Genomic DNA, 19774 nt, shown 5'->3' on the forward strand with positions numbered 1-19774 from the left:
TGACAGAGCAGGTGCCACCTCCATTCCGAACTTAGCTATCGTAGCGATCCAGTTCGAGTTCCTCGATGATGCGGATCAGTTTTTCCGCGTAGCGTTTATCGGTGGCGTAGCCGGCCTTTTTGAGACCGAAAGCCCAGTCGCGATAGTTGGTACGGCCCAGTTTTGCCAAATGGCGATACCGCTTACTGGTCAGCAACTTAGAGTGTTCCTGATAGCTCGCCAGCGGTTGTTCGAAAACACGGAACATATCGTAGATGTCATCATCAGTGTAATTTCGACAGGTACACCCCCGGCACTTGGAACGGCACTTGATCCCAAAATGGTTGTTGGATTCCCGGGCCAGGCGGCTGTCTCCGGCATTGGATTCCAGCAGCCCCTGAGCGAGTGTGATACTGGCCGGTATGCCGTGGTCCCGCATTTCCTGTTGTGCTTCCGCGGCGTAACGGCGAACGTAATCCCGGCAATTCTCAATTTTCCGGGCCACGATTCTCTTCGGAACGTTCTTGCGTTTGGCATAAGCCGGATTGAGCACGAAAGTAAGGTTGGAAAACGTGTTGGCCAGGCGTTCGTCTTCCTGACTGAGCGATTCCTCTTCCCCGAGATCCAGCGAGCCGATCGGGATGATGCTACTCATCTTTTTAGCGCTGGGGCCGGTAGGTGATGCGGACGTTTCCGCCGCTACCAGGTCGCGGTCGTGCAACTGGAAACGGATCGTTATATCTTTCTGAAATAGTAGGTGGATCAGGAGCCCCAGGATCAGCAGATTAAACCAGTTTTCTCTAATCCTTCGAAAATATGCGGGCAAAACAATAGTCACGGGCGCCGATCGCTGCGCACTATGGGTAAAATTGGTCATAACAAATAGTTTAGAAGCCTCAATTCCATTGGAAAACAAAAATAAACTAATTGTTTTTATTTAAAAAATATTCACCAATTTTTTGACAGTTTAGAGATTTTCCGGTCTTTCTTGTGAGAAAATTGCTTTGCTCCCACCATCTTAGTGTTAAATTTACACTACCTTTGGGGCTTCGAAAAAAAATGAGGGAAGCACGCCGATCAAACGGGCATCCTTTTATAAGATAAATTGACCTATGGCAAAGGATACTAAGAAAAAAGAGATCAAACGGATCGCTGTATTTACTTCCGGAGGAGACGCCCCGGGAATGAATGCCGCCGTCCGGGCTGTGGTTCGGACCGGAGCCTATAACAATCTCCACGTATTTGGCATCAAAAGAGGATACGAGGGCATGATCGATTGTGATCTCGTCCGGCTGGAAGTCGGAGATGTGGGCAACATCATGCACCGCGGAGGTACTTTTTTGAAGACGGCCCGCAGCCAGCGGTTTATGACCCCCGAAGGTCGCCGTACGGCCTACGAAGCGCTCAAAGCCTACGATATCGACGGGCTGATCGCGATCGGCGGTAACGGTACATTTACCGGGGCGATGGTCTTTTCTCAGGAATACGACATTCCCATCGTCGGCGTACCGGGTACGATCGATAATGATCTTTACGGTTCCGATTTTACCATCGGTTTTGATACGGCGGTCAATACGGCAATCGAGGCCGTGGATAAGATCCGCGATACGGCGGATTCCCACAACCGCCTGTTCTTCGTGGAGGTGATGGGACGGAATTCTGGATTTATCGCTCTGAATACCGCTATCGGTAGTGGTGCGGCCAGTGTAATGATCCCCGAAAAAGACGCTACGCTGGAAGATCTGGTCGATGTACTCAAAATGGGTGCCCGCCGGAAAAAACTCTTCAGTGTAGTGATCGTGGCGGAAGGAAATCACTTCGGTGGAGCCAGCGAGATCGCCAAGCAGGTCAAGGAATTGTTCGATTTTTACGATACCAAAGTAACCATCATCGGTCACCTGCAGCGCGGAGGTTCTCCCACGGCGCTGGATCGCGTGCTGGCCAGTCGACTGGGCTTCTCTGCGGTGGAAGGTCTGCTGGAAGGGCAAGCCGGTGTGATGGCCGGGCTGGTAAACAGCAAGATCAAATTCACGCCTTTTGAAGAAGCGATCTCCAAGAACCGGAAGCCGGACAATCAATTGATCCGGATGGCTGAGATCCTGGCGATTTAATATGGTTTCCTTTTCAGACGCAGATGGCCAGGTGTTGACGAATGACGTTTGCTGAAACGTGGAAATGTTTGAATGTGGAAACGTTTGAATGTGGAAATGTGGAAATGTTTCCTGGAATGGGAAGCATCATACTTCCTGATCTGTCTTTCTTTCTCCTGTAGCTGGATTATGGTCTTGGATAGGTGGTTTCTGATGGCGGGATTACTTCTTTATTCCCGGTCCTTCTCCTGGATAGCGTTTGATTCTTTCCCGTAAAGCAACCAGATAAGCAGGCCGAGCGGCAACAAAAAATGCGGAAAGCGAAAAACGCTTTCGTGTAACCACTGCGCCAGTCCTGAGCCCAGGAATTCCCAGTGTACAAAAGCCCACACCCGGGCAATGGTGGTCATGAATCCCCAAAATGTCAGATAGGCCAGTGCCAGAATGTTAATCTTCCGCCAGGGCACGAAAAGCGCCGCGGCAAAGATAAAATCCAGCACGCCCGCCAGGTTCAAAAAATGAATAGCCATATCATTTCCCAAACCCAGGATGTTGATCACCATGGTCTGGAAGAGTTCCGGCCGGGGAGAATAACCCACCGCATAGAGTCCGTGGCAGACAAAAGTGAGGGCGATCGCTACTTTCAGTAAGAGTACCTGTCGGTCCGTAATGCTGGTCTGCCGGGCGAAAGCCGCCAGGAAAAAGGGTGCAGACCACTGCAGGGTATATTCCAGAAATTGGCCGAAGAAATAGAATTTTTCCTTGGTATACAGGGCTGCGAGAAAGATGAGAAACGCGCCACCGATCCGAAGGATCCGGCGCCCCGGTTTTCCCAGGCGGGTGATCATCAGGGCCATTACGGCGCAAAGCAGATAAAACCAGCCGGTAGCCTGGATGAGATGCTGCATGACCTGGTCCGTCCGGGGATCGGTCACGTAGGAGTTCCAATCCGCATAGCCGAACAGGTGTACCAGTCCTCCCATCCACTTTTCATCCCAGAACAGGTCCCGGTAGGGAGCGTCCCAGCGCAGATGCTGCCAGGCCCGGCCCAGGAAGACCGCTACGGTAGCGATCCGCGTCAGGAGGAATACCGTAGAAAAAGGGGAACCGAAAGGTTTACCACGCCAGCGCAGTAAGCCTTTCGGTCCTTGTTTAATTGGAGCTTGACTCATGGTGCATGAGATAGGCTTTCAAAAATTCGTCGAGATCCCCGTCCAGTACAGCATCCGTCTGACTGGTCTGGTAACCGGTACGGTGATCCTTAACGCGGCGATCGTCCAGAACATAGCTCCGGATCTGCGATCCCCACTCGTTCTTCATCTTGGTCGATTCGACCGCCTGCTTCTCGGCCCGCTTCTTTTCCAGTTCCAGCTCGTACAAACGGGACTTCAGCATCTGTATCGCTTTTTCGCGGTTCATATGCTGAGAGCGTTCCTGCTGGCATTCCACCACGATCCCACTGGGCATGTGGCGGACCCGGACGGCCGATTCGGTCTTGTTCACGTGCTGCCCACCCGCACCACTGGAACGGAACGTATCCCAGTCCAGATCTGCAGGATTGACTTCCACTTCGATGCGATCATCGATCATGGGATGCACAAAAACCGAAGCGAAGGAAGTCATGCGTTTGCCCTGTGCATTATAGGGGCTTACCCTTACCAGACGATGCACGCCGTTCTCCCCTTTAAGAAAACCGTAGGCAAAATCACCGGAGATCTCCAGCGACGCGGATTTGATCCCCGCCACATCTCCCGGCTGATTATTGAGCTCGGAAACCTTGAAGTTCTGCTTCTCGGCCCACATCAGGTACATCCGGTACAGCATTTCGGCCCAATCGCAGGCCTCCGTACCGCCGGCACCGGCATTGATCTCCAATACGGCACCCAGTTCGTCTTCCTCCTGGTTCAGCGTGGAATGGAATTCCACGTTCTCCATGGCGTCCAGCGCTTCCCGGTAGCGGGCGTTCACATCTTCTTCCGTGCCTTCGCCCTCCTGGTAAAACTCCTGGAGCACTTCCGTGTCCTCGACCAGTGTGGCGACATCTTCGTACTGCTCTACCCAGTTCTTGTGGCTTTTCAGCTCCTTCAGAATGGTTTCCGCACGTTTCGGATCATCCCAGAAATTGGGATTCAACGATTGTTGTTCTTTGTCTTCAATCTGTCTTTTGCGTTCATCGACGTCAAAGATACCTCCTTAACGAAACCAGGCGCTCTTTCAGATCATTCAGTTGATCAGTGGTCATGCTTTAAAATGCTTTAATTAATTCAACATAAAATACCAGTTCAGCGTTGGCCGGGATCACCGGAGGTGAACCTGCTTCGCCGTATCCCAACTGGTGAGGGATGAACAGATAACCGCTTCCGCCTTCTTTCAGCAGCGCGATACCTTCGTCCCAGCCCGGGATAACCCGTCCTACTCCCAATGGGAAAGTAATGGCTTGGCCCCGCTCGAATGAGTTATCGAATAAGGTACCGTCGGTCAGTGTACCTACGTACTGTACGGATACCTGCTTCCCTACCGTAGGTGAAGCTCCGGTACCTTCTTCAACGATCATGTACCCCAGTCCGGTATTGGTCCGTTGTACTTTATCTCCCAGTTCGCCGGCGGCATATTGGGCAACAATGTTCTTAGTTTCCTGAATAACGGGCTCCGCTCTTTCCCGAAACACGGCTGCATCCGCTTCGGCAGCGGCCCGCTTCTCTTCCTGCTCGGCATCGAACTCAGCCTGCTCCTTTACGTCCACAACGACCAGGTCAAAGTACATAACATCTTCTTCTTCAAATCCCGGAGGTTTGGTCGGTAGCGTATCGAGACGCAGGTAAATGGTAGCACTATCGCCCACTCCCATGGAAGTGAGTACATCCTCCAACAGAGCAGTTTCGCTGTTGGGATTGTCTTCGGCCGGAATCTGAAAAATTTGTGGATCTCCCAGGTCACGACTTCTGCTTTCCACTTCTTCTCCCTTACGACGCTGCGCGTGGTAATATACGTACTGACCAGGCTGTATTTTCGGAGAACCGGTAGACTTCTGGATCTTAAACTCGGTTCCATCAGATGCAGTCTGCATGGCCGAGTCCTGCTGGCAGGACGTCAAGACCAAAGTTGCCGCTAAAACGACAAGTGTGAATAAACGCATTAATTGATGCATGAATTATTAATAATTGTTAAGAATTGAGTTGATCTTTATACAATGGTAACAGTTCTTTGAAACGCTTGACCGTTGTGCGCAATCCCTTGAAGGAAGCGCCGCCGGCGGCATTTTTGTGTCCCCCGCCTTTGAAGTGTCTGCGGGCAATTTCCTGAACGGAAAAATCTCCTTTGGAGCGCAGAGAGATCTTGACGATGGTAGGCTGCTCCGTAATAAAGGCCGCTACCACGATCTTTTTCATTTTCAACAGATAATTGACAATACCTTCAGTATCGCCCCGCTTGATGTCGAAATTGGCATAATCTTCCTTGGTCAGCGTGATGATACCGGTGCGGAATTCTTCCAGGATCTCCATCCGGTTGTGCAGGCAGTGCCCCAACAGACGCAGTTGTTTTTCCGTCATACTGTTGAAGATCAGGTCCTGCAGCATATAATCATCCACTCCGACCTCTAATAACTGCGCTACGATGCGAAATAGTTTAGCGGAGGTCGCATATTTGAAGGAACCGGTATCCGTTAGAATGCCGGTAAACAGACAATCGCCGATGTTTTTATTGATCATCGGTTTGTCGCCCAGCCCTTCTATGAAATCGAAGATCATTTCGCAGGTAGAACTCGCTTCGGTATTGGAAATGGTATAATCTGCAAAATGTTCGGGATACAGGTGGTGATCGATCAGGATCTTGGTCGCCCGGCGGTCGGCAAAGAGGTCACCCACCTTGTCGATCCGGTCCAGCGAATTAAAATCCAGACAAAAGATCACTTCCGCCCGTTCGAATACCTCGGCGGATTCCTCCGGTTCGATATCGTAGATGATGATCCGGTCCACATCCGGCATCCAGACCATAAAATCAGGGTACTCGGAAGGCACCACTATCCGCACACTATGCCCGAGCATATTGAGGTAGTGATACAAACCCAGAGAAGAACCAATAGCATCCCCATCGGGATTGCGATGAGTGGTAATGGCTATATCCTTAGGATAGGATAGTATTTTTTTTATTTCTTCAGCAAATTCCATAAAGCGCTTCAAAATCAGGGAGCGAAGTTGACAAAAATTATGTACTTAACCAAAAGTATCACAACCCAGAGGTAATTTTTTACATCCGGGCCTTGTGTAGATTAGCTCAGTTTGCCTACTTTTGCGTCGCTTTTTTGGGGCGCCGGAAGGAAAAGAGGCTGTTTGCGGTCAATCAATTGCTTCGTACTGCGTCCCCGAGGGTTTTAAGATAATTCAAAGTCGTTTGTAACGACTGCAAAAGTAAAACAGTTAAAACAAAAAATAATGGCTGGAAACAGAACCTTTACCATGATCAAACCCGATGCCGTACGCGCTGGAAACATCGGTGGTATCCTGGCAATGATGAACGATGCGGGCTTCCGGATCGTCTCCATGAAACTGACCAAACTGTCGGCAGAGAAAGCCGGTGAATTCTACGAAGTACACAAAGAACGTCCGTTCTACGGCGAACTGGTGGAATTCATGTCAAGTGGCCCGATCGTGGCTGCCATCCTGGAAAAAGACAATGCAGTGGAAGATTTCCGCAAGCTGATCGGTGCGACCAACCCGGCTGAAGCTGCTCCCGGCACCATCCGCGCCAAGTACGCTACCAGCATCGGCGAAAACGCCGTACACGGTGCGGACTCCGATGAGAACGCTGCCCGTGAAGGTAGCTTCCACTTCGCCGCAACGGAGATGTTCTAAGCGACGAAGCAACAGCAACGAGAAAGGCCGCAATGAGCATTTGCTTTTGCGGCCTTTTTCATTTGGTGGGTGTCCCACCGGAAATACCGATGGTTCACCCCCTGTTTTTTATTGTCTTACTGCTTAGGCGTTCATGTTGTCGAACACCTCCATAACTGAACGTACGTGGCCCGCAGAAGTTTTCAGCAGTTCCATTTCGTCAGCATTGAGTTTCAGTTCCAGCAGTTCGGTGATACCGGATTTGCCCAGTTTCACGGGAACACCCAGGAAAATATCTTTCAGACCGTACTCGCCGTTCAACAGGGCGCAGCAGGGGAAAATGCGGTTTTCATCGCGTACGATGGTTTCTACCATCTGAGCAGCAGCAGCACCCGGAGCGTACCAGGCGGAAGTACCCATGAGTTTAACCAGCTCACCACCACCGGATTTGGTGCGGTCTACGATTGCGTTCAGCGTATCGCTGTCGATCATTTCCTCAACGGGAATACCGGCTACGGTTGTGTAGCGGGGCAGCGGCACCATTGTATCGCCGTGGCCTCCCATCAGTACTGCCTGAATATCTTTCGGAGAAACATTCAGTGCAGTTGCCAGGAACGCCCGGTAACGAGCCGTATCCAGGATACCGGCCATACCGAATACACGGCTGGAATCCAGACCGGAAGCTTTATGAGCGGCGTAGGTCATTACATCCAGAGGATTGGAAACCACAATGATGATGGGATTCTCGGAATGCTCCATGATGGAGTTGGTAACTGAAGTGACGATCTTGGCGTTGGTGGAGATCAGATCATCCCGGCTCATACCCGGTTTACGGGGAATACCCGCGGTGATCACTACGATGTCCGAACCGGCCGTATCCTTATAATCTTCCGTACCCGTCAGCTGGGTACTGTAATAATCGATGGGAGCCTGTTGCCAGCTATCCAGCGCCTTACCGCGCGCCAGATCGCCTTTGATATCTATCAGGACGACTTCTTTTACAATATCCTTGTGGGCAAGTACATTGGCGCAGGTAGCTCCGACGTTACCAGCACCTACCACAGTTACCTTACTCATAAATTAATTATTCTATTGATTTAAAAATTACTTGTCAAAAGCACGGCAAAAGTAGCCAATTTTTGGTGCCTTTGTTAAAGAAGTTGTCTAATTTTGTTTGGTATAAAGATAATGCCCCGGTATTTTTTCCGTTTTATACGGACATCTCCATTCCAAACACCCTATTTATAGCGCCGGCTTTCCGTCGGCAATATTCCGGCTGACCTGATCCGAACGGCAGGTGGCAGCCCGTGCTGTCCTGAATACAGTCTCCGGCTGGAAGTCGGACCTGCATTGAAACCAATTTGACTCAAAATAGTATAAGAGTGTGTTCGGGATTTTTTCTTTGCGGCGAAAACAGTCAATTTTTTGTTTTGACGAAGCTCATTTTGAAGTGCATACCTATAAGGTACGTACTGAGAAATAGCTGAAGTAAAAACATAAAAGTGGCGTTTGCAGCCCGATTAATAATTCCCGTACAAACTCTGAGGTAATTATTTAAAATAACGTCATATATGAAAAGGACTTCTATCATCTTCGGGATGGTATGTCTACTCAGCATTTCCACTATGAACGCTCAGATCGACAACGGAAGCTGTGGAACGGTGGGTCAGTTACAGGAAGCGTTCATTCCTGACCTGCAGAGAAATATCCGCTGGGCGGAATCGAATCCCATTCAATTTCGGAGTACGCAGTACATTCCGATCAAATTCCATATCATCGCCAAAACCGACGGGACGAGCGGGGTGAAAGAAGCCCAGGTACTCGACCAGCTGGCGGCCCTGAATGAGGATTTCGCCGATATGGATATCCAGTTCTACCTGAAAGACTGTTCCTTCAACTATATCAAGAATACAACTGTATTTGAGGATCACGAAGCGACGATCGGTACGATCATGAAGGTCAACCGGGATAACAGCGCCATCAATGTCTTCGTCCCCGAAACGGCGGACCGCAATACAAGCAGCCTGGGCCGGACCCTGGGTTACTACCTGAAGATTGCCATTACCGGTACGGGGGTTTTCGAATCCGACTGGGTAGTTATCCGGAAAAGTGAAGTATCTGGTTCATCGGTTACGCTGACCCACGAGTTGGGCCACTACTTCACCCTGGCGCACCCGCATCGCGGCTGGGATTCCGAACCCTACGATACCGACCAGTACGGCGACCAGGCCCCTACCCGGGCCCCGAACGGATTCTTAACCGAGCTCCAGGACGGCAGTAACTGCGACGAATCCGGTGACCTCCTGTGCGATACGCCTCCCGATTACAATTTCCCGGACTACTGGAACTCCTGCAACTACGAAGGTGGTGTAAAAGATCCGAAAGGTGATCTGGTGAATCCGGAAGAGAAGCTGTACATGGGTTACTTCAATGCCTGCAGCTCGGAGGATTACTTCTTTTCTGCCATGCAGAAGGCGGCTATTATTGCCAGTCTCAGCAGCGATGAGCGGTCCTATATCCGCAGCGGCTGGACGCCCGGCAGCGCGGACATTACCACCAATACCACGCTGGAATTCCCCATCGCCGACGAACGCCTACCCTACTATAACGATATTCCCTTTACCTGGACGGCTGTACCCGGTGCCAATAAGTACCTGCTGGAGGTTTCCCGCTTTGCCAACTATATGGAAAGCACCAGTACGTTCAGCCTGATCGTGAACGGCAACGCCAAAGTGGTGAGCGGCCTGGAAGCGGAGCGCAAGTATTACTGGCGCGTACGCCCCTTCAACTGCTACGATACCGGCATGGGTTTCACCGCCAGCGGTTCGTTCATCACCGGTTCGGTAACCAAGATCGAAGAACCGGAATTTGTGGAAGGCTGGACCGTTGGTCCCAACCCGGTACATGCCAATTCCAACATCCAGGTGACCATCAACAGTACGGAAGTATTTGAAGGTCAGATCAGCTGGTACGGGATTGACGGCCGGCGTATTCGCACCGAGGCCGGTCAGCGTTTCGTCAATGGCGCCAACCGGATCTCCCTATCCACCGGAGACCTCACCGCCGGAGTATATCTACTGGCGCTGGAAACCAGCGAAGGACGACTGACCAAGCGCATTGCCGTTATCCCTTAAGATAATAGGCCGGGGCAGGCTCCTGCTTTGGTTCCAATCTTGCGAAGTGGCCCGGGTGGAACAGCCTCCGGGCCATTTCGTATTTTAGAAGCTCCACGCCGGAGCTTGGTCTATAGCCAGCAGGACGGGTGCCGTTTGCCAGTTCCCCGCCGGGACCCAAACGGGTAATTTCCCGAATTCCCCTAGATAATCCGATCGGAAGAAGGGCCTGCAATGCTTTTTTTATTACATTTGGGCTCTGATTGAAAACACTGACTAAACAGAAGCTGTAAACACCTTATCTAATATGAATTTACACGAATATCAGGGAAAAGAATTACTTAAGAGCTACGGTGTAGCCATTCAGGAAGGCATCGTGGCAACCACGGTTGACGAAGCGGTAAACGCTTACGAGGAGATCGCCGAACGCACCGGTTCCAAATTTGCGGTGATCAAGGCGCAGATCCACGCCGGCGGCCGGGGTAAAGGCGGTGGTGTGAAAGTGGTAAAAAGTAAGGATGGTGCAAAAGAAACGGCCGATGCCATTTTGGGAATGATGCTGAAAACGCCTCAGACTCCCGGTGGTATGAACGGTCCCGGTAAACTGGTTCGCAAGATCCTGGTTGCCGAAGATGCCTACGTTCCCGATTTCGATTCCTGTGAAGAATTCTACGTATCCATCCTGATGGATCGTCAGCGCAAACAGAATGTGATCATCTATTCTACCGAAGGTGGTATGGATATCGAAGAGGTGGCCGAAAAGACGCCCCATCTGGTGCATAAGGAATACATCGATCCGGAGCAGGGCCTGCTGCCCTTCCAGGCACGTAAGGTTGCCTTCAACCTGGGTTTGAGCGGTAAAGCCTTCAAGCAGATGTCCAAATTCATCGCTTCGCTGTATAAAGCATTTGTAGGTTCCGACGCTTCCCTGTTCGAGATAAACCCCTGCATGAAGACCGGCCACGATGATATCGTAGCGGTTGACTGTAAGGTAACACTCGATGAGAATGCACTTTTCCGTCACAAAGACCTCGCCGAACTGCGGGACCTGGACGAAGAAGATCCGACCGAAGTGGAAGCCAAGAACGTAGGCCTGAACTACGTTAACCTCGACGGAAATGTGGGTTGTATGGTGAACGGTGCCGGACTGGCCATGGCCACGATGGACATCATCAAACTTTCCGGTGGAGAGCCCGCCAACTTCCTGGATGTAGGGGGTACGGCTGACGCCAAGCGCGTAGAGCATGCCTTCCGGATCATTCTGAAAGATCCCAACGTAGAAGCCATTCTGATCAATATCTTCGGTGGTATCGTTCGTTGTGACCGCGTGGCTCAGGGAGTTGTCGACGCATACAAAAACATCGGCGACATCAAAGTTCCGATCATCGTGCGTCTCCAAGGTACCAATGCGGACCTGGCAAAAGACATTATCGACAAATCCGGACTGGAAGTACACTCCGCCATTCAGCTGCAGGATGCCGCTGATCTGGTTGCTAAGGTTCTCGGATAAATAACGACTGGAACCCGGTATCCGGGCTCAGTTGCACAGAAAAAATAAATCCCGGGTTTTCCTGAACGGAAAGCCCGGGATTTTTCGTTTTAGGAAAACAAAATTGTATTTTCACCAAACAAATCCTTGCAACTATTGCCTATGGAAAATCCGCTGATAATCTCTTTCCTCTTTCTGATCACCGGCCTGGTACTGGGATATATTGCCGGCATGTGGCGACAGCGGATGATCCTGGATCGGGATTTTGTAGCGAGAGAAGCACTGGATAAACAGTACATTTCCCGGGAAGTCTACAACCACCTGCAGGAGCAATCGGACCTGCAACGGGAAGATCTGGCGGAAAAGGATACGGAATTGCGGCAATTGTCCGCTACCCTCGCCGGTCGGGAACAACAACTCCTTCAGATCGAGGAAAAGCTCCAGACCCAGGCGGACGAAGTAGAGCAGCTGCAACGACAGGCCCGGGTAGAGTTTGAAAATCTGGCCAACCGCCTGCTTGAAGAGAAGAGTAACCAGTTCAAATCCCAGAATCAACAAGCCCTGCACGATATTCTGGACCCACTGCGCGAACGCATCAAATCTTTCGAAGATGGGATCGAAAAACGGTTCCTGGAAGAAACCCGGGACCGGGTATCCCTCAAAAAGGAGATCGAACATCTGCGCCTGCTCAATCAACAGCTCAGCGAAGATGCCAATAATCTGGCGACGGCATTAAAGGGAGAAAACAAGACCCAGGGAGACTGGGGGGAAGTGCAACTGGAAATGCTGCTGGAACGAGCCGGGCTCGCCCGCGATATCCACTACCAGACCCAAACTAGTTTCCGGGACGAAGACGGACGCCAGAAGCGACCGGATTTCATCATTAACCTGCCCGACAACAAACACCTCATTATCGACTGTAAAGTTTCCCTTACGGCCTACGAACGCTTTTTCCAGGCCTCCAAGGATGAGAAACGAAAGAAATACCTGCGCCAGCACATCGACAGTCTGCGCTCTCACATCAAAGACCTGAGCGGTAAGAACTATCAGCAACTGTATCAGATCAATTCACCGGACTATCTCCTCTTGTTTGTCCCGATCGAACCGGCTTTCGGCATTGCTCTGCAGGAGGATTCCAGTCTGTTTAACGAGGCCCTAGATCAGAACATTGTGATCGTGACCACGTCTACCCTACTCGCTACGATGCGTACGGTCTCCTATATCTGGAAACAGGAAAAGCAAAAAAGAAATGTACTCGAAATCGCCCGTCAGAGTGGTCTGCTCTACGATCGCTTCGTCAGCTTTATCGATGATCTGAAAGCGGTTGGCCTGCGGCTGGATTCCGCCCAGGGCGCCTACCACGATGCCATGCGCAAACTTACAGATGGGAAAAAGTACGGAGACACGCTGGTAGGACGGGCGGAACGCATCCGTGAATTGGGGGCTAAAGCGAGTAAATCCCTGCCGCCCGAGCTATTGGATGGCTTTGACGAGGAGTGATTTGGTGACAAGGAGACGTGACGGGGTGACTTGGAGACGAGGTGACGGGGAGAAAATCCCCCCAGTCACCTTGTCTCCCCATCTCCTACTCATCCCATCTCCCAGTCTCCCCATCTCCCAGGTCTCCAAGTCCTATTTCTCAAGGCTTAACAATTCCTGGTAGCTTTCCAGCTTACCGTTCTTCTTGTAGGTATTGGACCGCACCAGCCCCACGCCTTCGGCGTAAAATTCCTCCGTGGTAAAGGATTTGGACATGATCGTTTTCATGCTGGTGGTCTGCGTGATCTTGTAACATTCGAAAGTACCCGCCGGTGTGGTAATGGTTTCCATGCCTTCAACTTTCCGGTCCGTGACGGACAGGGTAACCGTCATCAGGCTCATGCCGTTCATACCGGTTTTGATCTTGGTGGTAGCGTCGGGCAGGGTCTGACCGGCCTTCAGCGCGGACGGGATCATCAAAGGATCGCCTTCCATGCTGACTTCCATTTCAGAAAACTGGCTGGTCATCTGGGTCATATTCATGGAGATATCCATGTGCAGGGTGCCGTCTTCGCAGGAAACTTCGGAAGTAGCCTCGAAAGTGTCCTGGTTTTTCTTCTCCGGGATAAATTTCGAATTGACTTTGGCCGTCACTGCCCCGCCGGTTTCCGTCACGTCGGAAATGCGCATGATCTGCCGACCCTGGGACTTGTCTTTGTGATCGTAAAGCCCGTATTCGTAGGAAGCATTTTCAACAAACTGGTAAAAGGTACCACAATCCTGAGCGTACAAAATGGTGCCGCAGCTAACGGCAAGAAAGGTCAATAAGGAACGTAAATTCATGTTTACTAATTTATTTTGGTTTTTAAGCTTTATCCCTGCTCAGGACCAATCGTTACATATTTTTTATCCGCCGGCCATTTCCAGTTCCATTGCTGCCTCTTCCCATTCCTCCATGGCCTTGGTCAGGTCCGATTTTTTTTGTTCGTATTCGATGGTGATCTTCTCCACGTCCGCTCCATCGTAAAAAGCGGGATCCGCCATCTTTTTCTCAAATTTTGCAATTTCCTCTTCGATCCGGTTGATGCGTTTTTCCGCATTGCTTACCGCGCGGGTCAGCCGTTTGCGCTCTTCGTGGGATAAGGTCTTTTTGGGTTCTTCCTGCACCGGAGCGTTCTCCTGCCGGGTATTCACGACATTGGTATTCGCCGAGGGCTGGACGGTTTTACCGATCTCCACATCCCGCATATTATCGAGCGCCCGTTTTTCGAGGAAGGCCGTTACGTCACCGATATAGTGGTGCAGTTGCTTATCCCGGAACTCTACGACGCGATTGGTCAGTCCGTTCAGAAATTCCCGGTCGTGGGAGACCACGATCATCGTGCCGTCGTATTCTTTCAGCGCCTGTTTGAGCACATCTTTAGACAGCATGTCCAGGTGGTTCGTAGGTTCATCCAGTACCAGTAAATTAAAGGGGCGCAGCAACAGACAAGCCAGCGCCAGACGGGCCCGCTCTCCTCCGGATAGGACCGATACTTTTTTATCGACATCTTCCCCGCTGAACATGAAGGCACCAAGGATGGTGCGCAGCTTGGTACGCATTTCCGGGGGACTGTACATTTCCATGGTTTCCAACAGGGTCAGCTTGGAATCCAGGGTATCCGACTGATTCTGGGCGTAATAGCCCAATTCCACATTGTAGCCCAGATCCAGCGTTCCGCCGGTATATTTCAGTTCGTCTACAATGATCTTGGCCAAAGTAGTTTTTCCCTGACCGTTCTGACCGACAAAAGCGACCCGGTCTCCCCGGTCCAGCCTTAGATCGACTTCCTGTAAAACCAGCAGATCTCCGTATTTTTTAGTCAGATCTTTTGCTTCCACCACTACCTGACCGGAACGCGGCGCGGGTGGGAACCGGAGATTCATCGTAGCGGCATCCACATCCTCGATCTCGATCCGTTCGATCTTATCCAGTTGTTTTTGCATGGACTGCGCCATCTTCGTCTTGGTGGCCTTCGCCATAAAGCGGTTGATCGTCTTTTCCTTCTGGGCGATCATGCGCTGCTGGTTCTGGTAGGCGGCCATTTGCTTTTCCCGGCGGTCTTTGCGCAATTCCACGTATTTGCTGTACGGCGCCTTGTAATCATAGACCTGCCCGAGTTCCACCTCTACCGTTCGTTTGGTGATGGTATCCAGGAACTGACGGTCGTGAGAGATCACGATGATCGCGCCCGGATAATCCTGCAGGAAGTTCTCCAGCCAGATGATCGATTCGATATCCAGGTGGTTTGTAGGCTCATCCAGCAGCAGGTAATCCGGTTGGCTCAGCAGCATCTTCGCGAGTTCGACCCGCATTTGCCAGCCACCGCTGAACTCCGTGGTTTGGCGGTTCATATCACCGTCCTTAAAACCAAGTCCCTTCAGTACCTTTTCGATATCGGCCTGGGCGGAAGAACCACCCAGAATGTGCAGGCGGTGGTTGACGGCGTCGAGTTCTTCCAGCAGTTTGTGGTAACCGTTGCTCTCGTAGTCCGTCCGGTTACCGATCTCTTCCGTCAGTTCTTCCAGCCGACTTTCCAGTCGCTGGATCTCCTCAAAGGCCGTCATGGTCTCTTCCAGTACGGTACGCCCGCGGGGCAGTTCGATCTCCTGGTGCAAAAAACCCAGAGAAGAAGCAGATGGTCGGGCGATCGTGCCCTCATCGGGATTGATGGTATTCGCAATGATCTTGAGCAGGGTAGATTTCCCCGCACCATTGCGGCCTACCAGTCCCACTTTATCACGTTCTGCAATCACCAGATTTACGTGGTCGAACAGTACACGTTCACCGTATTTTAGAGATATATCGCTTAGCGTCAGCATGCATTATTTCCTTGAAATGAATAGAACGGCAAAAATAGGAAAGAATTGGTGAAATCGATGATCGGGGACCATCGAAGAATAACTTATCGCCGGTAAGCTCATTCATGCCTTCTCCAGCGTAAAACCAAAAGTGGATCCCACGCCCGGCGTACTCCGCACGTTGATCGTTTGTTTGTGAGCTTCGATGATGTGTTTAACGATAGAAAGCCCCAGTCCGGAACCACCCTGCGCCCGCGACCGGCTTTTGTCTACCCGGTAGAAACGGTCAAAAACGTGTAACAGATGGTTCTTGGGGATGCCGATCCCGTTATCGGCCACTTCGATGAGCATATTTTTGTCCATGTCGTAAAAACCGACCTTGGTCTTGCCGCCGCTATTCCCGTATTTGATGGAATTGTGGATCAGATTAGTCAGCACCTGCCGGATGTATTCCCGGTCCGCCAGCACCTTATAATTCTGGGAGGCCCCGTCCTTGAATTCCAGGATGATCTCCTTTTCCCGGGCCTTGATCTCCAGATCTTCAAATATTTCTTCCGTCAGTTCCTTGATATCGAAAGCCTGCATTTCCAGTACCAGGTTCCCCGCTTCCAGCCGGGCAATGGCGCTGAGGTCCTCGACGATGGTATACAGCCGGTCGACATTTTTGGCGGCTTTTTTGAGGAAAGTCATATTGACCTTGTCGTCGTATAATCCGCCATCCAATAAGGTATGCAGGTAGCCCTGAATAGTAAAAATGGGCGTTTTCAATTCGTGGGAAATATCCCCGACAAACTTACGCCGGTAATCGGCCCAGGCCCGGAAACGGTCGAGTTCCTGTTGCTGGATTGCCGCCCAGGCGTTCACTTCCTTTTCTACTTCCTCAATGATATTGTTATCTACATCAATGCCCGGCGCCTTTTCATCCGGGGATCGTTTGTGCCGGTGAATGGTTTTGTAGATGAGCTTTACCTTACGGTAGATGTACTTTTTGAGATAGTAAAGATTGACCAGATAAGCGAGGCCCAGAATCGTGAGCGGAAACAGGATCCAAGCCAACCAACCGGAAACGAATTCCAGATTGGTCACCCCGATATAAAAGACCAGGGAGTAGGCACTAAGTAATATGGCAGACGCCAGGGCGATCTGCCGTGGCGTCGGATTTTTCATCATTCCAAACATACAATTAAGGCGTCGGGCCACAACGGCCGTTTTTCAGTTATTGCTGAAAATGGAAACCGGAACCCAGCTACCTCTTTAAAATTCAAACTTATAACCGATTCCTTTGATCGTTTTAATGTAGTGATCGCCGATCTTTTCGCGCAGTTTGCGAATATGGACGTCAATGGTCCGGTTCCCAACGATAACGTCGGTGCCCCAGACTTTATTGAAGATCTCCTCCCGGGAAAATACCTTTCCGGGTTTGGAGATCAGCAAATTGATCAGTTCAAATTCCTTTTTAGCCAGTTCGATGACCTCTTCACCCTTTTGTACCGTAACTTTTTCCCGGTCGATGATCAGATCTCCCACCTGTACGGAATCTCCGTCCACTTCCTGTTCTTCCGAACGATCCGAGCGGCGCAACAGCGCTTTGACCCGGCTCATAAATACTCGGGGACGAATGGGTTTGGTAATGTAATCATCGCCACCGACCTCCAGGGCCGCGATCTGCGAATAGTCCTCTTCGCGGGCGGTAAGAAAAGCGATCAGGGTCTTGTCGAACATTGGTTTGGATCGAAGGTTCCGGCACACCTCAACGCCGTCCATTTTCGGCATCATGATGTCCAGAATGATCAGATCCGGTTTTTCTTTCTCCGCCAGCATCACGCCCTCTTCACCGTTGGAAGCCGTGAATACCCGGTACCCCTCCTTATTGAGGTTGTATTCAAGAAACTCCAGAATATCCGGCTCGTCATCAACGACTAAAATTTTCACGGAATCCATAGACGATGGAATTAAAATGTCCGGATCAAAAGCCTTTATAGATATGGATCACCGGACCGTTAAACTTCTCAACATTGGACCGCTCCCGTTCGGGAACAGCACCAATGTATAAAATACAACAATTTCGGCAAAAATAACAGAATGCGTACCCCCGCTGGCCACCTCGGTATTAAATAATTGTTAAGTAACGGGCGGCCATTTAATACAGAGTTGACATAGGATCATTCCATATTTTCATCGCCGCGTTCGGAGGCTTCCAACACATTCAGCCTTTCCATGATCTGAACGTAAATGGCATCCAGGCGTTCGGGATCTTCCCGTAGCACGTTCATCGACTCGTCGAAATCCTGTTGGGTCACTCCGTGTTCCCGGTAGATCATCCGGTAGTAGACATTGCCCACGGTGTCCCGGTCCGCTACGGGAAGCTTTTCGATCATCGATTCGGCCATGTGCATATCGATGAGGACCTCGACCAGTTTTTCCTCGGTCAGAGGGATTGGAACTTCCTCTTTCCCACAGGAAATCAGCAGGATAAGACCAGCCAGTAGCAGTGATGGTAACAATTGCTTAATCAAGCGCGTAGTGCTCATGATGGTAGTTAAATGATCTTGCAAAATTCCGGCATGTTCCCTGCTCCCCCCGTTACCGCTTTTTAAACTGCTTGGGGAACCAGAATTCCTGAACGGTTCCCTCTCCCTTTTTCAGGCCACTCCATTTATTGGTCTTGAGGGCCAGGGCGACAACTCCACAGGTCGGTACATTATCGATGTATTCATCGGCAAAATAGTTGGCGACGCTGGTAAATGTCGGATTATGACCGAACAAAAATACGGTATTCCAGTCATCCGGCCAATCCCGGGCCAGACGAAGAATATCTTCGGCGTAAGCGTGGTAGATATTGACGTTTTGCACGATGTCCTCCGGGTTGATGCCCTGAGCCTGGGCGAAGAATACGGCAGTAGAATAGGCGCGTTTGGCCGGGCTGCTCACCAGTTTATCGGGAATAATGCCCTCATCCCGAACCATCTGGGCCATGAAGGGAGCGTCCCGCAGCCCCCGGGAAGCCAGGGGCCGATCGAAGTCTTTTAATTCGGGATAGTCCCAGCTACTTTTGGCATGCCTGATTAAATATAGCATCTTCATACTCCAAAATTGTTTTTAGTAACCGATTTTAATCCCGACCTTTGCTCTCCACCATCGAAAATCGATTATGAGTTTCAATAATAAGGTAGTTTGGATAACTGGAGCATCGTCTGGTATTGGGGAACATTTAGCTTACGCCTTTGCAGCCGAAGGAGCTAAATTAGTCATATCGAGTCGTAATAAAAAAGAATTGGAACGCGTCAAACAAAACTGCAACGAGGAAACAGAGATCATGATCCTGCCGATGGATGTTGCGGATTTTGATTCCATTCCGGAAAAAGCGCAAAGTGTTCTGGACCGCTTCGGTTTCATCAATGTACTGATCAACAGCGCCGGTATTTCCCAGCGGGCGCTGATCAAGGACACCGATTTTTCGGTTGATAAAAAGATCATGGAGGTTAATTACCTCGGTACCGTTGCCGTTACCAAAGCCGTACTTCCGGCATTTATCCGGCAGCAATTCGGGCATATCGTAGTCATCAGCAGTGTTATGGGCAAAATGGGTGTTCCCTGGCGTTCCGGGTATGCTGCTTCCAAACACGCTTTGCACGGCTATTTCGATGCCCTGCGGGCGGAGTTGGAAGCCTCCGATGTTCCGGTTAAAGTAACCATTCTCATCCCCGGATATGTTCAGTCCAACGCCACAATAAATGCGTTGAAGGGAGACGGCACCAAGAATAACTCCGTTTCGGAAGCCAATAAGAACGGTCTGGACCCCGCGGTCTTTGCCAAAAAGGCGCTGGACGCCATACGGTCCGGCAAACGGGAAGCCGCCATCGGGGGAAAAGAGATCTATTCGATCTATTTCAAACGGTTCTTCCCGGGCTTTGTCGCCAGGATGGTGCGTAAGGTAAGGCTGTCCTAAAA

The 19774-nt window shown here is 50.8% G+C and carries 18 protein-coding genes; 6 read left to right on the top strand and 12 right to left on the bottom strand.

Annotated features, from left to right (window positions below; genetic code table 11):
* Nucleotides 1–31: 31 nt before the first annotated feature.
* Nucleotides 32–856: a glycoside hydrolase family 73 protein gene (locus CRP01_RS01085; RefSeq protein ID WP_099148128.1), complete on the bottom strand. Its 825-nt coding sequence runs from the start codon at nt 854–856 to the stop codon at nt 32–34.
* Nucleotides 857–1091: 235 nt separating this feature from the next.
* Here CRP01_RS01085 and pfkA point away from each other — a divergent pair, with 235 nt between their 5' ends.
* Nucleotides 1092–2090 (top strand): 6-phosphofructokinase, encoded by a 999-nt coding sequence (gene pfkA / locus CRP01_RS01090; protein WP_099148129.1) that lies wholly within the window; start codon nt 1092–1094, stop codon nt 2088–2090.
* 209 nt (nt 2091–2299) lie between these two features.
* On the opposite strand, the gene CRP01_RS01095 is transcribed toward pfkA, so the two are convergent.
* The 4 genes from CRP01_RS01095 to CRP01_RS01110 form a co-directional block, all read right to left on the bottom strand.
* Nucleotides 2300–3241 (bottom strand): hypothetical protein, encoded by a 942-nt coding sequence (locus CRP01_RS01095; protein ID WP_099148130.1) that lies wholly within the window; start codon nt 3239–3241, stop codon nt 2300–2302.
* Nucleotides 3222–4311 (bottom strand): peptide chain release factor 2 gene (prfB, locus tag CRP01_RS01100; protein ID WP_185154546.1). Its coding sequence is split into 2 segments (ribosomal slippage): nt 3222–4262 and nt 4264–4311, totalling 1089 coding nucleotides; the frame shifts between segments, so codons are not numbered across the junction. The genes CRP01_RS01095 and prfB overlap by 20 nt, the downstream gene beginning before the upstream one ends.
* Nucleotides 4312–4314: 3 nt before the next feature.
* Nucleotides 4315–5217: an FKBP-type peptidyl-prolyl cis-trans isomerase gene (locus CRP01_RS01105; RefSeq protein WP_099148132.1), complete on the bottom strand. Its 903-nt coding sequence runs from the start codon at nt 5215–5217 to the stop codon at nt 4315–4317.
* Between the two features lie 16 nt (nt 5218–5233).
* The gene (locus tag CRP01_RS01110) at nt 5234–6250 is read right to left on the bottom strand and encodes a DHH family phosphoesterase (RefSeq protein ID WP_233752608.1); all 1017 of its coding nucleotides are present in this window, start codon (nt 6248–6250) and stop codon (nt 5234–5236) included.
* Nucleotides 6251–6502: 252 nt separating this feature from the next.
* On the opposite strand from CRP01_RS01110, the gene CRP01_RS01115 reads away from it, so the two are divergent.
* A complete protein-coding gene (locus CRP01_RS01115; protein WP_099148134.1) occupies nt 6503–6922 on the top strand; it encodes a nucleoside-diphosphate kinase in 420 nt (139 codons plus the stop codon).
* A 123-nt stretch (nt 6923–7045) separates the two neighbouring features.
* On the opposite strand, the gene mdh is transcribed toward CRP01_RS01115, so the two are convergent.
* The gene (gene mdh, locus CRP01_RS01120) at nt 7046–7978 is read right to left on the bottom strand and encodes a malate dehydrogenase (RefSeq protein ID WP_099148135.1); all 933 of its coding nucleotides are present in this window, start codon (nt 7976–7978) and stop codon (nt 7046–7048) included.
* Nucleotides 7979–8472: 494 nt separating this feature from the next.
* Between mdh and CRP01_RS01125 the strand changes: the two genes are divergently transcribed.
* The 3 genes from CRP01_RS01125 to rmuC all read left to right on the top strand — a co-directional run bounded on the left by CRP01_RS01125 (nt 8473) and on the right by rmuC (nt 13003).
* A complete protein-coding gene (locus CRP01_RS01125; protein ID WP_099148136.1) occupies nt 8473–10035 on the top strand; it encodes a zinc-dependent metalloprotease in 1563 nt (520 codons plus the stop codon).
* 286 nt (nt 10036–10321) lie between these two features.
* Nucleotides 10322–11524 carry an ADP-forming succinate--CoA ligase subunit beta gene (gene sucC, locus CRP01_RS01135; RefSeq protein ID WP_099148138.1) on the top strand — a complete coding sequence of 401 codons (1203 nt, stop codon included), beginning with the start codon at nt 10322–10324 and terminating at the stop codon, nt 11522–11524.
* Nucleotides 11525–11665: 141 nt separating this feature from the next.
* Nucleotides 11666–13003 carry a DNA recombination protein RmuC gene (gene rmuC / locus CRP01_RS01140; protein WP_099148139.1) on the top strand — a complete coding sequence of 446 codons (1338 nt, stop codon included), beginning with the start codon at nt 11666–11668 and terminating at the stop codon, nt 13001–13003.
* 132 nt (nt 13004–13135) lie between these two features.
* Here rmuC and CRP01_RS01145 read toward each other — a convergent pair whose 3' ends face one another.
* The 6 genes from CRP01_RS01145 to CRP01_RS01170 form a co-directional block, all read right to left on the bottom strand.
* Nucleotides 13136–13825 (bottom strand): TapB family protein, encoded by a 690-nt coding sequence (locus CRP01_RS01145; protein WP_099148140.1) that lies wholly within the window; start codon nt 13823–13825, stop codon nt 13136–13138.
* A 63-nt stretch (nt 13826–13888) separates the two neighbouring features.
* Nucleotides 13889–15844, bottom strand: a complete 1956-nt coding sequence (locus CRP01_RS01150; protein WP_099148141.1) for an ABC-F family ATP-binding cassette domain-containing protein — start codon at nt 15842–15844, stop codon at nt 13889–13891.
* Between the two features lie 102 nt (nt 15845–15946).
* On the bottom strand, nt 15947–16993 hold the full coding sequence (locus CRP01_RS01155; protein WP_099148294.1) for a sensor histidine kinase: 1047 nt from the start codon (nt 16991–16993) through the stop codon (nt 15947–15949).
* 84 nt (nt 16994–17077) lie between these two features.
* The gene (locus CRP01_RS01160; RefSeq protein WP_099148142.1) at nt 17078–17764 is read right to left on the bottom strand and encodes a response regulator transcription factor; all 687 of its coding nucleotides are present in this window, start codon (nt 17762–17764) and stop codon (nt 17078–17080) included.
* Between the two features lie 221 nt (nt 17765–17985).
* Nucleotides 17986–18354 (bottom strand): DUF4296 domain-containing protein, encoded by a 369-nt coding sequence (locus CRP01_RS01165; protein ID WP_099148143.1) that lies wholly within the window; start codon nt 18352–18354, stop codon nt 17986–17988.
* A gap of 52 nt (nt 18355–18406) precedes the next feature.
* Nucleotides 18407–18907 (bottom strand): SixA phosphatase family protein, encoded by a 501-nt coding sequence (locus CRP01_RS01170; protein WP_099148144.1) that lies wholly within the window; start codon nt 18905–18907, stop codon nt 18407–18409.
* A gap of 67 nt (nt 18908–18974) precedes the next feature.
* Here CRP01_RS01170 and CRP01_RS01175 point away from each other — a divergent pair, with 67 nt between their 5' ends.
* Nucleotides 18975–19772: an SDR family oxidoreductase gene (locus CRP01_RS01175; RefSeq protein WP_099148145.1), complete on the top strand. Its 798-nt coding sequence runs from the start codon at nt 18975–18977 to the stop codon at nt 19770–19772.
* Nucleotides 19773–19774 lie beyond the last annotated feature (2 nt).

This window comes from Flavilitoribacter nigricans DSM 23189 = NBRC 102662, assembly GCF_002646595.1.
Classification (GTDB): Bacteria; Bacteroidota; Bacteroidia; order Chitinophagales; family Saprospiraceae; genus Flavilitoribacter; species Flavilitoribacter nigricans.